Below are 14,715 nucleotides of genomic sequence, written 5' to 3' on the forward strand. Positions count from 1 at the left end.
TCAGTGCTTCAGGACCACGGCGTCGCGTGGCGCGATGACCACGCGGCCGGTCAGGAGACGGCCGGTCAGCAGGTCGGTCCCGGGGGCGGGCAGGGGGACGGTGGCCGGTTGGGCCCCGTGGTTGAGCAGGAACAGGAAGTCGCCGCGGCGGCAGGCCTCGACGCCCTCCGGCAGGTCCGTCCCGGTGACGCCGGCGGCGGCGAGGACCTCGTCCAGGACCGGCGTCAGGTCGTCGGGCAGGCAGCCGAGGTAGGTGGCGGTGCCGCGCCGGGTGACGGCCGCGCGCCCGTCCAGCGGGCCGCCGCGGTAGCGGGCCACGACCTGCGCGTCGTCGACGTCCAGCCACTCGCTCCAGGTCCGGGCCGTCAGCCGGGTGCCGTCCCGCATGACGACGTCCTGGGTCCGGCCGTCGGGGATCGGCCAGAACTCCTCGGCGCGCACGCCGAGCAGTTCCCGCAGCGGCCCGGGCGCCCCGCCCTCGTGGACCTGGTCGGCGGCGTCCACGACCCCGCTGAACGGGCCGACGACGAGCCGGCCCGGGAAGGAGGCGAGGTTGGCGGCGTGCTCCGCCGTGCACAGGTAGAGGTTCGCGACGATGACGACCTTGTAGGAGGAGAGGTCGCGGCCGGGCGGCGCCAGGTCGACGGCGATGCCGCGGGCGTGGAGCGGGGCGTACCAGGAGAGCAGGAGTGCGTGCAGCCTGAGCCGGTCGGACGGCAGGGACTCGGGCGCCTCCAGCCCCCACCAGCTCTCCCAGTCCAGTACGAGGGCGACGTCGGCCGCTGTCGTGGCCCCGGCGACCTCGGCCAGCCGTCGCACGTCCGCGCCCAGCGCGAGCGTCTCCCGCCACTGGCGCGAGTCCGTCCCCGCGTGCGGAAGCATCGCCGAGTGGAACTTCTCCGGGCCGTACCTGGCCTGGCGCCACTGGAAGAACATCACGCCGTCCGAGCCGTGGGCCAGCGCCTGCAGGCTGTGCAGGCGCATGACGCCCGGCTCCTTCGGGACGTTCACCCGGCGCCAGCTCACCGCGCCCGGCGCCGATTCCAGGAGCAGCCACGGCTGCCGCTTCAGGGACCGCATCAGGTCGTAGCTGAGCGCGGCCTTCACGTGGGCCCTGGGGTCGGCGGGGTCGGGGTAGGCGTCGTCGCTGACGAGGTCCTCGGCGGCGGCCCATTTCCAGTAGTCGAGGTGGTGCAGGATGCTCATGAAGTTCGTGGTCACCGGGATGTCCGGGGTGACCTCCTTGAGCACTTCGCGCTCGGCCCCGAAGCAGGCGAGCAGCGCGTCGCTGGAGAACCGGCGCCAGTCCAGGAGCTGGGCGGGGTTGACCGGGCCGGGGGCCTTCCGGGGCGGGTTGACCTGCGTCCAGCCGGTGTAGTGCTGACCCCAGCAGGACGTTCCCCAGGCGGAGTTGAGGCCTTCCAGGGTCCCGTAGCGGGCCTGGAGCCAGCGGCGGAAGTGCCGGGCCGACTCCTCGCAGAAGCACTCGACCGTATGGTCGGCGTACTCGTTGCCGATGTGCCACATGGCCAGCGCGGGGTGGTCCCGGTAGCGCTCGGCCATGGCGCGCGCCAGCCGGACGGTGCCGTCCCGGAACACCGGGGAGGAGGGGCAGTAGCCCTGGCGCGAGCCGAACTCCAGGACGGTCCCGCCCGCGTCGACGGGCCGCACCTCCGGGTGGCGCCGTACGAGCCAGGGCGGCGGTGTCGCCGTCGCCGTCGCGAGGTCCGCGGCGATCCCGTGCGCGTGGAGCAGGTCCAGGACCCGGTCCAGCCAGCCGAAGTCGTGGACGCCGGGCGCGGATTCGAGCCGGGACCAGGAGAAGACCGCGACGGTCGCGATGTTCACACCCGCCTCGGCCATCAGCCGCATGTCCTGTTCCCACACCTCCTCGGGCCACTGCTCGGGGTTGTAGTCGCCCCCGAACAGCAGCCCCGGCACCCGTGTCAGGCCCATGGTCCGTCTCCCGTCCACCCCGCCCGCATTTTGTATTCAGAATGCATAGTGCAGTACTCTGCACCCGGTCAAGGGCCAGGCCGGAACCGGAGATTGGGGACCCGATGGCGATCAAGCGCCGACCGCTGCGCGAGCAGATCCGCGACGAGCTGATGGAGCGGCTCACCCGCGGCGAGTTCGCCCCGGGCACCGACGTCAACGAGGCCGTCCTGGCGGCCGAACTGGGCGTCAGCCGCACCCCGCTGCGCGAGGCGCTGATCACGCTGGCGGGCGAAGGGGTGCTGGAGAGCAGCCAGGGCCGCGGCTTCCGCTTCGCGCCCGTCAGCCGCAAGGAGTTCCGCGAACTGGTCGCGATCGTCGCCGCGCTGGAGTCCCTCGCGCTGGAGTCGTCCGACCCGGCGCACCTGCGGAAGATCGCCCCGGAACTGCTGGGAATGGCCCAGGAGTTCCCCGACCCGGTGGCCGACCACGCCACGGTCGACCGGCGCGACGACGAATGGCACGGCCTGCTGCTCAGCGGCTGCCCCAACCAGCGCCTGCTGGACCTGCTCGCCGGCGTCAAGGCCGGGATGCGGCGCTACGAGAACCTCGTCGTCGCCGAGGACGAGCCGGTGGCCCGCGAATCCGAGGAGCACTGCGAGATCGCCCGCCGGCTCCTCGAGGACGACCTCCCCGGCGCCGTCCGGGCACTCAGGGCCAACTGGGTGGGCGGCATGGAGCGCATGCTCGCCCACATCCCGTGATGCCAGGGCTTGTCAGGCTAGAACGCCGCGTGGGCCAGCCAGTGGTCCAGCAGCGCGCGGTCGCCCGTCACCGTCACCCGGCCGTCCAGCGGCGGGACGCGGCGGGAGAACACCAGCATGAGGTCCGCCACCGCCCCCGACACCACCACGTCGGCCTCGACCGGTCCGCGCTCCCACCGCGGCGCCCCGGGCGTCCTGGTGACCACCCAGCCCTCCGCGGCCCCCGGCCGGAACCCGATCCGCTCGCCCCGGCCGCGCAGCCCGGCGACCGCCGGCCTGACCGCCGCGAAGGCCGGTGTGGACAGCAGGTCCAGGTTCTCGCCGATCACGTCGGCCGCGAGGTCGTCGGCGATCGTGAACGCGGTGTCCGTCGCCAGCGCCGCGTCGTAGTGGTGGACGCAGGTGTCGCTCAGCATCCTGCGCAGCCAGAAGGCGGCCGGCCGCGGCCCGGTGAACGTGCGCGTCCCGGTGTCCGCGCCGGTCTCCCGGATCGCGCGGATCAGCTCCTCCGCGCCCTCGCGCAGCCACCGGGCCCACCCGTCCGGGGCGCCGGGATCGGCCTGCCACGGGTCGGGGACGGGCAACTGCTCTCCCCCGCGCACGAGTTCGGCCGCCCACCGGTGTTCCTGGCCGACGTGCCCGACGAGGGTGCGCAGCGGCCATTGCGGGCAGGTGGGCACCCGGGTGTCCGGGTCCCTTCCGGCGACCGCGCGGACGAACCCCCCGGTCTGCTCCCGCAGGCCCTCCACGAGCCGTGCGGTGTCCAGCGTCGACGTCATCACGAAAGCTCCTCTCACAAGGTGACGCAGGTACGGTAGAAGCTCCAGTCCGGTGGAGGTTCAAGTGCCTTTGCTCGATGAGACGTTCGGGATCGGCGAGCTGGCCCGGCTGACCGGCGTGCCGGTGCGGACCATCCGCTTCTACTGTGACGAGGGCATCGTCGACGCGGTGCGCAGCACGGGCGGGCACCGCAGGTTCGACCGGGCGGCCGTGGAGCGGCTCGGCCTGGTCAGGCGGTTGCGCGGGCTCGGGCTCGGGCTGTCCTCCGTCCGGCAGGTGCTGACCGGCGAACGTTCCGTGGCCGAGGTCGTCGCGGCCGAGCGGGCCGCGCTCGATGTGCGGCTCGCGGACCTGGCCTGGCGGCGGGCCTCGCTGCGGGCGGTCGAGGAGGCGGGACCGGCCGAGCGGGCCGCGCGGCTGGAGCTGCTGGCGGCGGTGCGGGACGGGGGTGCCGCCCGCGACGCGCTGGCCGGTTTCTGGCGGCGCGCGCTGGTCGCCCCGGTGTCCGGGGCGATGCTCGCCGCGTTCGTGGCGATGGCCGTGCCCGAGCCGCCCGCCGATCCGACGCCGTCGCAGGTGGTCGCGTTCGCCGAGCTGTTCGCGCTGGCAGGTGACCGGGAGCTGACCCGCCGCCTGCTGGCCATGGCGCGGGCCAATGCCGAACTGGTCGCCGACGAGGCCGAGTTGCTGCACGGGATCGGCGAGGCGTGCGCGCTGTCCCGGCCCCTGGTGCGGGCGGGTGAGCCGCCCCGCGCGGGCCCCGAGCTCGACCGGTTCGTCGCGGCACACGTCGCGGTGCGCGGCGGCGGCGACACCCCGCGGTTCCGGGGCCGGCTGCTGGCCCACGTGGCCGCCGACCGCGATCCGCGGATGCGCCGCTACTGGCGGCTCGTGGCCGAGGCCGGCGGCGACCCGGCGACGCCCGGCGCGTCCCACCTGTGGCTGACCGACGCCCTCGAACGCTCCGTGAGTCCCGGTGGGGCTGTTCCCGGTGGTGCCGCTCCCGGTGGCTGACGCCCGGCGCGGTCGGCGGGCTGCCCGGTGTCCTGGCCGGTGTCCTGGCCGGAGCGCGCCGGCTCAGAGCGTGCCCGCTTCGCGTTCCCGGGATCCGTTCGGTACGGCGACGACCGGTTTCACGGAACCGGTGCCGTCCTTCTTCGCCGGCGATTCGCCGGGTCGGCGGACACGGGCGAACAAGCCCTTCGCCCGTCGGGGCAAAGGGCGAGGGCTCCGGTGGTGCCCCGAAACAGCATCCGAACGGGTGATTTCATGCCGGTTGCCTCCCCCACGCGCGCGCGGGCACACCACCCTGGGAGCCGACGGTGTATCAGTACCCGTACTGAGCAAGTCAGTTGTCGACAAGAGGAGAAGGCATGCCCACGTACGAGACCGAGATCCACACGGGTGGCGGAGGCTGGCAGCCGGACCAGCCGCTCAGCCTCTCCATCGCCAACCGCTCGAATGTCGTTCCCGAGGACGGTGCTCCCGCGACCGGCACCAGTGTCACCTGGTCCGGCGACGCGGGAAACGGCAACGTCACCTTCTTCGACAACGGCGCCTCGTTCCAGGGCACCGCCCAGTTCCCGGGCGAGGGGCCGGTCGGCTACCGGGGGAACCGGGTTGACTGACCGCTGACGCGCGGACATGTGGTGCGGGCCCTGCCGGCCGGTTCACGGCAGGGCCCGCACCACGTCCGCACCACGGCACGAACCCGCCCGGTCCGGCCCGGCGCGTTCGGTCACCGGACCGCACAGGCCGTCCTGGACGCCTTCCAGGGCGCGGGCGGAGGCTCCCGGCCGGCGGGTACGGTACCGGCATGACGGGCAGTCCGGACACGGTGCTGGTGGTGGTGCGCGGGCCGAGCGGCGCGGGCAAGTCCACCATCGCCGCACGGCTGCGCGCCGCCTACGGACGGGGCATCGCCGTCGTCGCCCAGGACGTGCTGCGCCGAACCGTCCTGCGCGAGCACGACGTCGCCGGCGGCGCGAACATCACCCTGATCGACCTGGTCGCCCGGCACGCCCTCGACCACGGTTTCCACGTCGTCGTCGAAGGCATCCTCGCCGCCGAGCGCTACGGCCCGATGCTCGCCCGGCTCGCCGCCGACCACCGCGGCCGTACCTTCCTGTACTACCTCGACGTGGACTTCGACGAGACCGTGCGACGGCATTCCACCCGCCCGCAGGCCGCCGAGTTCTCCCCCGAGGACATGGCCGGCTGGTACCGGCCCCACGACCTCGTCCCGGGCGCCCGCGAACACGTCATCGGCCGGCACAGCACCCTGAACGCCACGGTCGAGCGGATCCTCGCCGACACCGCCCTCACCCCGGCCGGCTGGACACCCCGCCCCTGAGCCGCCGCTGGCGACCCGCCTCGCCGGTGCCGGGGCGCCGCGAGGTCTTCGGGGGCGCCCGGTGCGAAGCCCTGGCTCTCCCGGGCGGTCCCGATCGCACGGACCGCGGTGTCCGTGCACAGCGAGCCGCGTGACTGTCCTTCCCTACGCGGCGAGTAGGCCGTTGCGCTTCAGGAGCGGCAGCACCTGGTCCCTGACCGCCGGAGCGAGTCGGACGTCCGGCTCGGTTCCGGTGATCCACCGCATGTCCGCCAGTTCGGCCGCGGGCCGGGGGGTCCGGCTGATCCCGGCGGTGAAGACCGTCATCCGCATGGGCACGTTCTCCAGCGCGGCCAGGGCCTCGACGTCGGCCAGGAACCGCGGTTCCAGAGGACGGACTCCGAGTTCCTCGTCGAGTTCCCGGACCAGTGCTTCGGCCGGCGCTTCACCCGGATCCGGCTTCCCGCCCGGCAGATAGAACACCTCGGGTGCCGCCTTCTTGCTGACAACGAGCAGCTTCCCCTGCTCGACGACCGCGGCAGCCACGACGATCAACGGCGCGGCTTCGTCATGGTTCCCGGGCGCGACCGCCCCATCGTGTTGTGTCATGTGGATCATTCTCCCAGGCGCTGCGGTGGCACCGGTCGACGGCATCGCCGCCCGCTTCGTGGAGAACGGGGCCTGCCGGCGGATCACCGTACAGACGGCCGGTTTCCCGGCAGAATCGAGCCATGACCTCCTCCTCGTCGGGCGTTGTCCCGGACCCCTTGCCGCCCGGACCGGCCGTCGGCGGTGGCCTCGCGGACCGCCTGCGCCGCACAGCCGCGGAGCTCGGCCTCGACCTGCCCGCGCCGGAGAAGGAGTGGGAGCGCAGCGCCGAGTTCAAGGACGCCGACGGCCGCTGGGTGTGCATAAACACCCCCAACAGGAGGCGCCGCCACGATGTGCGCTTCCGGAAGCAGGGCGCCTGGCTCGCCACCGGGCGGACCGCGGACCTGGCCGCCGTGGTCAGGGCCACGGTGGCCTGGATGAGCGGTGCGGACCTCGAACAGACCCGGGCGGTGGCCCCGTTCATCCGGTTCGGGGACTGGGCCGTCGCCCACGAGCGCGAGCCGCTCGACCCGGTCGAGCTGGCCTGGTGGCACAAGCTCGACCGGTACCACCTGCCCCCGTGGGACCGCCGTCCCCACAGCCGTGCGCTGACGGAAGCGGCTCACGCCCAGCCGGCCCTTCGTCGGCTGATGCCGGTCAACAGCCACTACATGCTCTGGTTCTCCACCCGCGTCAACTTCCCGTACGCGTCGGTCGGGTACTCGGTCGACCCGCACCACGACGGGCTGTACGTCGTACGGAACGAGAAGGGGGAGGTCGTCGCCCGCACCGAGACCCCCGAGGAGGCCGTCGCCCTCGTGGTGGCCGCTCTGCCGGAGGACGCCGGCCCGGCGCGCTGACCCTGCCGGCCGGGCGGCGGGGCGCTCGGCCGGGCCCGGTTGGCCGGCGCGTGCCGGGCGTCAGAAGTGCCCGTTGTCCGTCCACGCGTACCAGTGGCCCGACAGACGGGTGTAGCTGTTGCCGTCGCGCTCGGCCGGCGGGCCGTCCGGGAGGTAGGCGTGGCCGGTGAGCTCGAAGACGCCGCTGCCGGGGACGGTGAAGCGCAGGCCGGGGCCGGGCGCGACAGGCCGTGGCGGGTACCGGGGCCGACTTGTGCGTTCCATTCGGCGTTCCGGGCCCGGTGTTCCGGGGTTCCGGCTTTGGGCCGGAGCGCCGGAACAGTGAAAAGAATATGACGCCCAGTCATCGGAAAGTCACGCGTTTCCGTGATTGGGTGCGCACCGGATGGGATCCCGGCCCTATTTCCACGGCCGGGTCGCGGTAGCCGGTTCATCACGCATTGCTTTCGCGCCGTCCGGCCATTGTCTCGCGGCGCACGGCCCGCCGGGATTTCCCCGGGCGGGCGGCCCCCCGGCGGTGGCCTAGACGTCCAGCCCGGTCTCGATGCGCTTGAGGCCGTGCCGGGCGAGCGCCAGGTTGGCGCGCGAGCGGTCCAGGGCCAGGTAGAGGAAGAGCGAGCCGCGGCTGCGGGCCAGCGGGCGGATCAGGTGGTACTGGGTGCCGAGCGTGATCAGGATGTCCTCGATGACATCGTCGACCGACAGCGCGGCCAGGGCGCGTATCTTCGCGCGGACGACCTCGGTGTTGCCGGCCGCCGCGATCTCCAGGTCGAGCTGCTGGCTCCCGCCGAGAAACCCGAGTGACATACCGCTCTCGTAGTCGACCAGGGCCACCCCGATGGCGCCCTCGATGCCCATCGCGTCCTTGAGTGCGTTGTCAATGTTCATGAGCTGTTCGTCCTTTGCGTGACTTCCGGGCGGAACCCCCGTGTGCAGGGGACAAAGTAGCAAGAAGTCGTCAGCTGTGGTCACCGCGCGGAAAGGGTGGAATAAAGTACGCTGCGCAGGCAGTTCAGAAAAGTGAAGGGGTACCGGTGCGCGCACTCGAAGCTTCCCTCTCCGATGTGCTCGGCTCCCCCGGAGTCGTCGGTGCCGCCCTCGTCGACGCCGTCACGGGCCTCGGCTACCGGTCCGCCGGGGAGCACCGGCTGCTCGGGACCGGAGCGGAGCTCGCCGAGCTGACGAACCTGATCGGCGACCGGCTGCACGAGGCCGGGGCGGAGGGCGAGTTGGAGAGTCTGGTGGTCACCAGCACCCGCCATCACCAGGTCGTCCGGGTGGTGCCCCGGCAGGGCGACCCGCTGCTGCTGGCCACCGTGCTGGACCGGGAGCGGACCAACCTGGCGCTGGCGCTGCGTCAGACGGCCGACCGGGCCGGGGACCTGCTGGCATGACCATCCGTTCCCATGACTCCGCCCGGCCCGTGCCGCCCGCCGCGCGCAACGTGCCGGCGCTGCTGCTGGCGCTGCGCCGGGCGGGATTCACCGGCTCGGTCACCGTCTCCAGTGCGCCGGGCGGCACGATCCACCTGGAACAGGGGCTGGTCACCGCGATCGAGACCCCCGGAGCCCCCACCGCCGAGACCCTGCTGCTGAAGTCGCGGCGCGTCGGCGAGGCGGACTGGGCGGCCGCCGAGACGGCCGCCGCGGCCGCCCGCGCGGGCGACGCCCCGGGGCCGTGGGGCGGCGGCCTCGGTGCGGCTCTGGTGGCCCAGGGGTCGATCGGCGCCACCGAGCTCGAAACCGTCTGCGCGGCCGCCGTCTTCGACGGCGCCTTCGCCCTGGTGCTGAGTCCGCCCGGCAGCTGGCAGGTGGCCGAGGCGGCCGCGCCCGCCGGGATCGCGCTGCGCCCCGGGATCGAGCCGCAGCGGCTGTTCGAGGAGACCGCCCAGCGCGTGGCCCTGCTGACCCGCCTCTGGGGCCCGCCCGGCGAGCTGGCCCGTACCCGGATCCGCCCCGCCGCGCAGGCCGAGTCCAGGGCCCTGCGGATCCCGGACCGCTACCGGGAGATCCTGATCGCCGCCACCGGCCGGCGCACCGCGCGCGACATCGGATTCGCCCTTGGGCGCGGGCTGTTCGCGGTGCTGCTCGACCTGGCCCGGATGGACGCCCGGCACCTGCTCCACCGGGAGCCGGCGCGCCCGGCCGCCGGAGTGCCGGGCGTCGCCCCGCGCACCCCGCCCAGCGGCCCGCCGCCGGCCGGGACCGGGCCGCTGCCGCGCCGGACCCCCGGCGTGCGCGGCCCGGGGGGCCAGAGCGGCCCGGGGGGTCAGGGCAGCCTGGGCGGCCCCGCCCGGCCCGGGGGCCCGGCGGCCGTTTCCGACGAGCCACCGAACGGACACCGCGCCGAGCGGACCGAGACGACCGAGAACACCGAGAAGAGCGCACCATGAGCAGCCAGACATCGCCCGCAGCACTCGTCGACGAGCTGAAGTCCCTCCGTGACCGGGTCATGGGCATCTCCGAGAGTGTCATCTCGACCGCCGACGGCCTGCTGGTGGCCGCCGACACGGCCGCCGTGCACCCCGAGTCGGCCGCCGCCCTGTCGGCCGCCATGCTCGGCCTCGGCCGGCGCACCGCGGCCGAGTTCGGCCTGGGCGGCCTGCGCGACGTGGTCACCCGCTGCAACGGCGGCTACGTCGTGGTGCTGTCGATCGGGGAGCAGGCGCTGCTGATGATCCTGGGTGACGAGGGCCTGGACATCGCCGGCCTGCACCGCGAGTCGCCCGCCTCGGTCCGTCGGCTGGGCGGGCTGCTCGGGATGGCCCCCGCCGCGCTCTAGCCGTACCGGCCCGTGAGGCCCGGGGACGCGGCCGGCGGGGGTGAGGGCGGGTCGTCAGGTGCCGGTGCCGCCCTGGTCCGGGGTGGGGCGCCCGGCGGCGGGACGGCCGGCCTCGGGCTCGTCGAGCAGCAGTTCCAGCAGTGGGACGGCGGCCTCCAGTTCCCGGCACTGCTGCGGAGTGAGCCGCCCGCTGCGGTGGGCCAGCAGCGCGGAGCGCTCCTGGCGGATCCGGGTGATCGCCGCCAGGCCGGCCGGGGTGAGTTCGAGCAGCTGTGACCGGCCGTCCAGCGGGTCGGGGGTCCTGGCGATCAGCCCGTCGGCGGTCAGGGGGGCGATCGTGCGGACCATGGACGGGACGGCGACCCGTTCCCGTGCGGCGAGTTCGCCGAGCCGCAGCGGGCCGTGCTGCTCGACCCGGGCCAGCGCGGAGAGCTGGGCGGAGGTGAGGTCCTTGCCGCTGGAGGCCTGGGCCATCTGCCGGTGGAGCCGGGCGATGACCAGGCGGAGCCGGACGACGGCCTCCGCGGAGAGGCCACCGCCGCCGGCCCCGCTCGCGGCGCCGGCCCCGGCCCCGGTCATGACCGGCCGGCCCCTCCGGCCGGCCCGCGCCGGCCCGCGCCGGGGCGTCCACCGGCCTCTCCCCCGCCCGGCCGCGGGCCGCCGGGCCGGGTACGCCCGCGCACCAGCGAGGCCGCGGCGGCGACCAGCGACATCGCGATCGCCAGCCAGAACACCACGACCAGGCCGTCGTGGAAGGGCCCCGAGATCAGCTGCGGGAAGAACTGCCGGCCGGTCAGCGTATGCGCGTTGGCCTCCGGGAGCTGTCCGAGCACGTGCGGGCCCAGCAGCTGCCGGATCGGGTTGTACCCGAGGAACGCGGCGAAGAGCGTGCCGACCGGCGGCAGCGAGGCGATGGTCTGCGCGTCGCCGGCGGGTACCCCCTGCGCGGTCAGCCCGGAGCTGAGCGTGTGCGGCAGCGACCCGGCCAGCCCGGCCACCATCAGTGAGAAGAAGACGCCGATCGACAGGACCATGCCGGCGTTCTGGAAGGTGGCACGCATGCCGGAGGCGGCGCCGCGGGCCTCGGCCGGCACGCTCGACATGATCAGCGAGGTGTTGGGGGCCGCGAACAGGCCGCCGCCCAGGCCGTTGAGGAACACCAGGCACGCGAACCACGGATACCCGAAGTCGGTCGGCAGCACCAGCAGTCCGGCGAAGGAGACGGCCATCGCCACCAGCCCGCCGGAGGCGAACAGCCGGGCCCCGGCACGGTCCGAGAGATATCCCGAGACCGGCCCGGCGGCGAGGAAGCCGAAGGTCAGGGGGACCAGGTAGATCCCGGCCCAGAGCGGGGTGTCCGCGTAGTCGTAGCCGTGCAGTGGCAGCCAGATGCCCTGCAACCAGATGATCAGCATGAACTGGAGGCCGCCGCGGGCGATCGAGCCCAGCAGGGTGGCCGCGTTCCCGCCGGCGAAGACCGGGTCGCGGAAGAGGGCCAGCGGGAACATCGGCTCGGCGACCCTGGACTCGATCAGGCAGAAGGCGACCAGCAGCGCCGCCCCGCCGGTCAGCCCGCCCAGCACCCAGGGGCTGGTCCAGCCCATGGTGTGGCCGCCGTAGGGCTGGATACCGTACGTGATCGCGGCCAGCAGGGCGGTCAGGCCGACGGCGAAGGTGAGGTTGCCCCACCAGTCGATCCGGGCGGGCCGCCGTACCCCGGTGTCGCGCAGCGACCGGTAGGCCCAGACCGTGCCGAGGACGCCGATCGGCACGTTGACCCAGAAGATCGACCGCCAGTTCCACTCGGCCAGCAGCCCGCCCAGCACCAGACCGATGAACGAGCCGGCGATGCCCGCGACGACGTTCACCCCGAGCGCCGTGCCGCGCCGGTCGGCCGGGAACGCGTCGGTGATGATCGCCGCCGAGTTGGCCATCAGCATCGAGCCGCCGACCGCCTGGACCACCCGCCAGCCGATCAGCCACAGCGCGCCGGGGCCGCCGTGCAGCGGGTCGAGCGAGAGGGCCACCGAGGTGACGGTGAAGATCAGGAAGCCGGCGTTGTAGATCCGCACCCGGCCGTGGATGTCGCCCAGCCTGCCGAGGGTGACCACGAGGACCGCGGTGACCAGCAGGTAGCCCATCAGCATCCACAACAGGTAGCCGACGTTGCCGGGTTGCAGCGGGTCCAGGCCGATGCCGTTGAAGATCGCGGGAAGTGAGATGAGGACGATCGAGGCGTTGACGGTGGCGATCAGGGTGCCGAGGGTGGTGTTGGAGAGCGCGACCCACTTGTCGTGCGGACGGCCGGGACCGGCGGTCCTGCGGGAGCGGCCCGTACGGCCGGTTCTGTCACCGCTCGCTGCTCTGGTCGCCACCGCTGCCTCCTGGAGAGCGATCGGCTGTGGCTGCCGTGCGGAGAGCATGTCGATAGCTCTCGTCAGCTAACGATAGTCCGGTCATCGCCCTGCGGACAGGCGCACCGGGTACGGAGGCCCGGTGCGTCCCGGGCTGCCGCGCGGATCCGCGGCGGCCGTCCGGTCCGTGTTCATGTGATCTTGTGTGCGAGCCCTTAGCCTTGTCCGCGGACGATCCGCGTCCGCGTCGCCGGTGATCGGTCCCTGGAAAGGACGGATCGGCTCAGTCCGGACAGTACTTCCTTCCGTCGAGGTAACACTCCGTCAGCAGTCCTTGCGCCCGGGGGGAGACCGCAGAGCCGGGTGCCCATCGTTCAGCGGGGAGGCTCCACCATGAGTCGAACAGGCATATGTCCAAGAGTTCTCGTCGTCGGGGCGGGCCTGGCCGGCACCGCCACGGCGATCCGGCTGCTCCGCTTCGCGCGCAGGCCGCTCGAGATCGTCCTGCTGGAGCGGCGTTGCGACTACCGGTCCGCCGGCGTCGCGTACCACCGCGACGGCAACCCCTGGGACCATGTGTTCAACATCCAGGCGGGTCGGATGTCGGTGTTCCGGGAGGACGTCCATGACTTCGTCCGCTGGGCCAACTCCGAGGCCGACCGCCGGGATTGGCCGGAGCCCTGGGCCGGGCTCGAGTTCGTCGAGCAGGGCCCGGCGCCCCGGCGGATCTTCCAGGACTACCTGATCGACCGGCTGGCCGAGGCCAGGCGGGAGGCCTGTCCCGGTGTCGTGCTCGTCGAGGCGGACGGCGAGGCGGTCGACCTGGACGTACGGCCCGCAGGGGTCGAGGTGACGGTGCGCCGGCCGTCCGCGGGCGGTACCGGGGCCGGGCCGGGCCCGGAAGAGACCGTGCTGTTCGCCGATCACGTCGTTCTCGCGACCGGCCTCGAACTCAGGGAACCGCCCTTCGCCGCCGGGGTGTTCGCGCACGAGTCCTTCGTGCGGAACCCGTACTCAGCGGCCGGCGTCCGAAAGCTCGCGGCGCTGCCGCCCGGGGCGACCGTCGCGATCGTCGGGTCCGTGCTGAGCGCGTACGACTCGGCGGGCCTTCTGCTGCGCCGGGGCCACACCGGGAGGATCCATCTGATCTCCAAGACCGGGACGATGTTCCGGACGTACCCCGGCGGACACGAGCACGGAGTGGTGCAACTGCCCTGCCCGGCAACGCTGCTGGAGCCGTACCGCAATCGTGAGGAGTTCCTCGCCCGGGTCCGGGCCGAGTGGGAGGCGGCGTGCTCGGCGGTCGTCCGGGACCATCCCGGGGTCGACCCGGTGGTGGTCGCGGAGCGGGTGGCCAAGGCGTGGGAGCCGCATCTGCCCAAGGCCCTCCAGCGGATTCCCTCCGATGAACTGCGGCGCCTGCTGGACGAGTTCGGTACCGCGATAGCCGCTTTCCGGGTCGGCGCGGTGGAGTACACGATGGAGGTCATCGAGCGCGCGATGCACCCGGCGGACGGGTCGGTGAAGCTGGTCGTCGGCAACGTGGAGGGGATCACGCCGGCGCGGTCGGGGCGGCTGGTCGTCTCGGTCGTGGCCCCGGAGGAGAAACACGCCATCGAGGCCGACCTGGTGGTGTCCAACTTCGGCCGGGAGTCGGACTACAGCAGGGTCGGCCAGCCGCTCTGGAGGAATCTCCTGCGCAGGGGGATCGCGGTCCCCCATGAGCGCACCGGGCGCGGCCTGGAGGTCGACGGGCAGGGGGTGCTGCTGGGCCCCGGCGGGGAGCCGGCCGGCCCGGTCTCCGCGGTCGGCGTGCTGAGAGAGGGCGACGAGATCGTGCGGAACGGCCGGACCGGTGCCTTCACCTTCAATCTCGCCGCCATCAAGAACCATTCAATCGCGGTCGCCGCACACGCGATCGAACAACTGGAACTGCGCGAAGACGGGTCGGCCGGGAACATGGCTCAATACCGTGGCCATGTCGGCAATACAGAGGAAGCGGCCGGGGCCGGATTCGAGGAGGCTGTGGTCATGGAGGTGAGGAGGATGGCCACCCGTGCCCGAAGTGAACGGGAACTGCTCGATTCCCGGCTGGACGCCTGTATCCGGTCCATCGGCGCACTTCCGACCCTTCCGGTGGAGGCTTCCCGGCACAACCGCCTGACCAGGGCGTTCGTCACCCGGGCCGCCGTCGAACGACTCACCGACGTCTCCGTGACACCACGGCAGCTGCGTCGACAACTGGGGATAGCGAACGCCGAAGATCTGGGGGATTAATTGAACGGGCGGCGGATTCAGGGATTCCTTTTGACCGGTGG

General features: G+C 73.1%; 16 protein-coding genes. 9 read left to right on the forward strand and 7 right to left on the reverse strand.

What is annotated here, in order from left to right; all coding sequences use genetic code 11:
- On the reverse strand, positions 1–1,956 hold the full coding sequence (locus ACIP82_RS09565; protein ID WP_363609675.1) for a beta-galactosidase: 1,956 nt from the start codon (positions 1,954–1,956) through the stop codon (positions 1–3).
- Between the two features lie 104 nt (positions 1,957–2,060).
- Here ACIP82_RS09565 and ACIP82_RS09570 point away from each other — a divergent pair, with 104 nt between their 5' ends.
- Complete coding sequence (locus tag ACIP82_RS09570; protein ID WP_363609673.1) at positions 2,061–2,699, forward strand: GntR family transcriptional regulator; 639 nt, start codon at positions 2,061–2,063, stop codon at positions 2,697–2,699.
- Between the two features lie 17 nt (positions 2,700–2,716).
- On the opposite strand, the gene ACIP82_RS09575 is transcribed toward ACIP82_RS09570, so the two are convergent.
- Entirely contained in the window at positions 2,717–3,478 is a 762-nt protein-coding gene (locus ACIP82_RS09575; RefSeq protein ID WP_400652496.1) for a maleylpyruvate isomerase family mycothiol-dependent enzyme, read from the reverse strand.
- A 64-nt stretch (positions 3,479–3,542) separates the two neighbouring features.
- Between ACIP82_RS09575 and ACIP82_RS09580 the strand changes: the two genes are divergently transcribed.
- From ACIP82_RS09580 to ACIP82_RS09590, 3 genes are all read left to right on the forward strand, one after another.
- On the forward strand, positions 3,543–4,493 hold the full coding sequence (locus ACIP82_RS09580) for a MerR family transcriptional regulator (RefSeq protein WP_400652499.1): 951 nt from the start codon (positions 3,543–3,545) through the stop codon (positions 4,491–4,493).
- Between the two features lie 359 nt (positions 4,494–4,852).
- Positions 4,853–5,107 (forward strand): hypothetical protein, encoded by a 255-nt coding sequence (locus ACIP82_RS09585; protein ID WP_363609667.1) that lies wholly within the window; start codon positions 4,853–4,855, stop codon positions 5,105–5,107.
- Between the two features lie 188 nt (positions 5,108–5,295).
- A complete protein-coding gene (locus ACIP82_RS09590; protein WP_363609665.1) occupies positions 5,296–5,832 on the forward strand; it encodes a kinase in 537 nt (178 codons plus the stop codon).
- 144 nt (positions 5,833–5,976) lie between these two features.
- Here the strand turns inward: ACIP82_RS09590 and ACIP82_RS09595 are convergent, their stop codons facing one another.
- The gene (locus ACIP82_RS09595) at positions 5,977–6,420 is read right to left on the reverse strand and encodes an NUDIX domain-containing protein (protein ID WP_400652503.1); all 444 of its coding nucleotides are present in this window, start codon (positions 6,418–6,420) and stop codon (positions 5,977–5,979) included.
- A gap of 122 nt (positions 6,421–6,542) precedes the next feature.
- On the opposite strand from ACIP82_RS09595, the gene ACIP82_RS09600 reads away from it, so the two are divergent.
- Positions 6,543–7,262, forward strand: a complete 720-nt coding sequence (locus ACIP82_RS09600; protein WP_400652506.1) for a DUF6193 family natural product biosynthesis protein — start codon at positions 6,543–6,545, stop codon at positions 7,260–7,262.
- Between the two features lie 60 nt (positions 7,263–7,322).
- On the opposite strand, the gene ACIP82_RS09605 is transcribed toward ACIP82_RS09600, so the two are convergent.
- Both ACIP82_RS09605 and ACIP82_RS09610 read right to left on the reverse strand, forming a co-directional pair.
- On the reverse strand, positions 7,323–7,526 hold the full coding sequence (locus tag ACIP82_RS09605; protein WP_400652509.1) for a hypothetical protein: 204 nt from the start codon (positions 7,524–7,526) through the stop codon (positions 7,323–7,325).
- Positions 7,527–7,784: 258 nt separating this feature from the next.
- Entirely contained in the window at positions 7,785–8,150 is a 366-nt protein-coding gene (locus ACIP82_RS09610) for a hypothetical protein (RefSeq protein ID WP_363609657.1), read from the reverse strand.
- A 146-nt stretch (positions 8,151–8,296) separates the two neighbouring features.
- On the opposite strand from ACIP82_RS09610, the gene ACIP82_RS09615 reads away from it, so the two are divergent.
- From ACIP82_RS09615 to ACIP82_RS09625, 3 genes are read left to right on the forward strand one after another with little or no spacing between them, the layout of a single operon-like run.
- Positions 8,297–8,656 (forward strand): hypothetical protein, encoded by a 360-nt coding sequence (locus tag ACIP82_RS09615; RefSeq protein ID WP_363609655.1) that lies wholly within the window; start codon positions 8,297–8,299, stop codon positions 8,654–8,656.
- Positions 8,653–9,654: a hypothetical protein gene (locus ACIP82_RS09620; RefSeq protein ID WP_400652512.1), complete on the forward strand. Its 1,002-nt coding sequence runs from the start codon at positions 8,653–8,655 to the stop codon at positions 9,652–9,654. Before ACIP82_RS09615 ends, ACIP82_RS09620 begins: the two co-directional genes overlap by 4 nt.
- A complete protein-coding gene (locus ACIP82_RS09625) occupies positions 9,651–10,043 on the forward strand; it encodes a roadblock/LC7 domain-containing protein (protein ID WP_363609651.1) in 393 nt (130 codons plus the stop codon). The genes ACIP82_RS09620 and ACIP82_RS09625 overlap by 4 nt, the downstream gene beginning before the upstream one ends.
- Before the next feature lie 54 nt (positions 10,044–10,097).
- Here ACIP82_RS09625 and ACIP82_RS09630 read toward each other — a convergent pair whose 3' ends face one another.
- Both ACIP82_RS09630 and ACIP82_RS09635 read right to left on the reverse strand, forming a co-directional pair.
- A complete protein-coding gene (locus ACIP82_RS09630) occupies positions 10,098–10,622 on the reverse strand; it encodes a MarR family transcriptional regulator (protein WP_363609649.1) in 525 nt (174 codons plus the stop codon).
- Entirely contained in the window at positions 10,619–12,418 is a 1,800-nt protein-coding gene (locus tag ACIP82_RS09635; RefSeq protein WP_400652516.1) for an MFS transporter, read from the reverse strand. The genes ACIP82_RS09630 and ACIP82_RS09635 overlap by 4 nt, the downstream gene beginning before the upstream one ends.
- A gap of 372 nt (positions 12,419–12,790) precedes the next feature.
- Here ACIP82_RS09635 and ACIP82_RS09640 point away from each other — a divergent pair, with 372 nt between their 5' ends.
- On the forward strand, positions 12,791–14,674 hold the full coding sequence (locus ACIP82_RS09640; RefSeq protein WP_400652519.1) for an FAD/NAD(P)-binding protein: 1,884 nt from the start codon (positions 12,791–12,793) through the stop codon (positions 14,672–14,674).
- The last annotated feature ends 41 nt before the right edge of the window (positions 14,675–14,715 follow it).

The sequence above is a fragment of the Kitasatospora sp. NPDC088548 genome, assembly GCF_044753005.1.
GTDB lineage: Bacteria > Actinomycetota > Actinomycetes > Streptomycetales > Streptomycetaceae > Kitasatospora.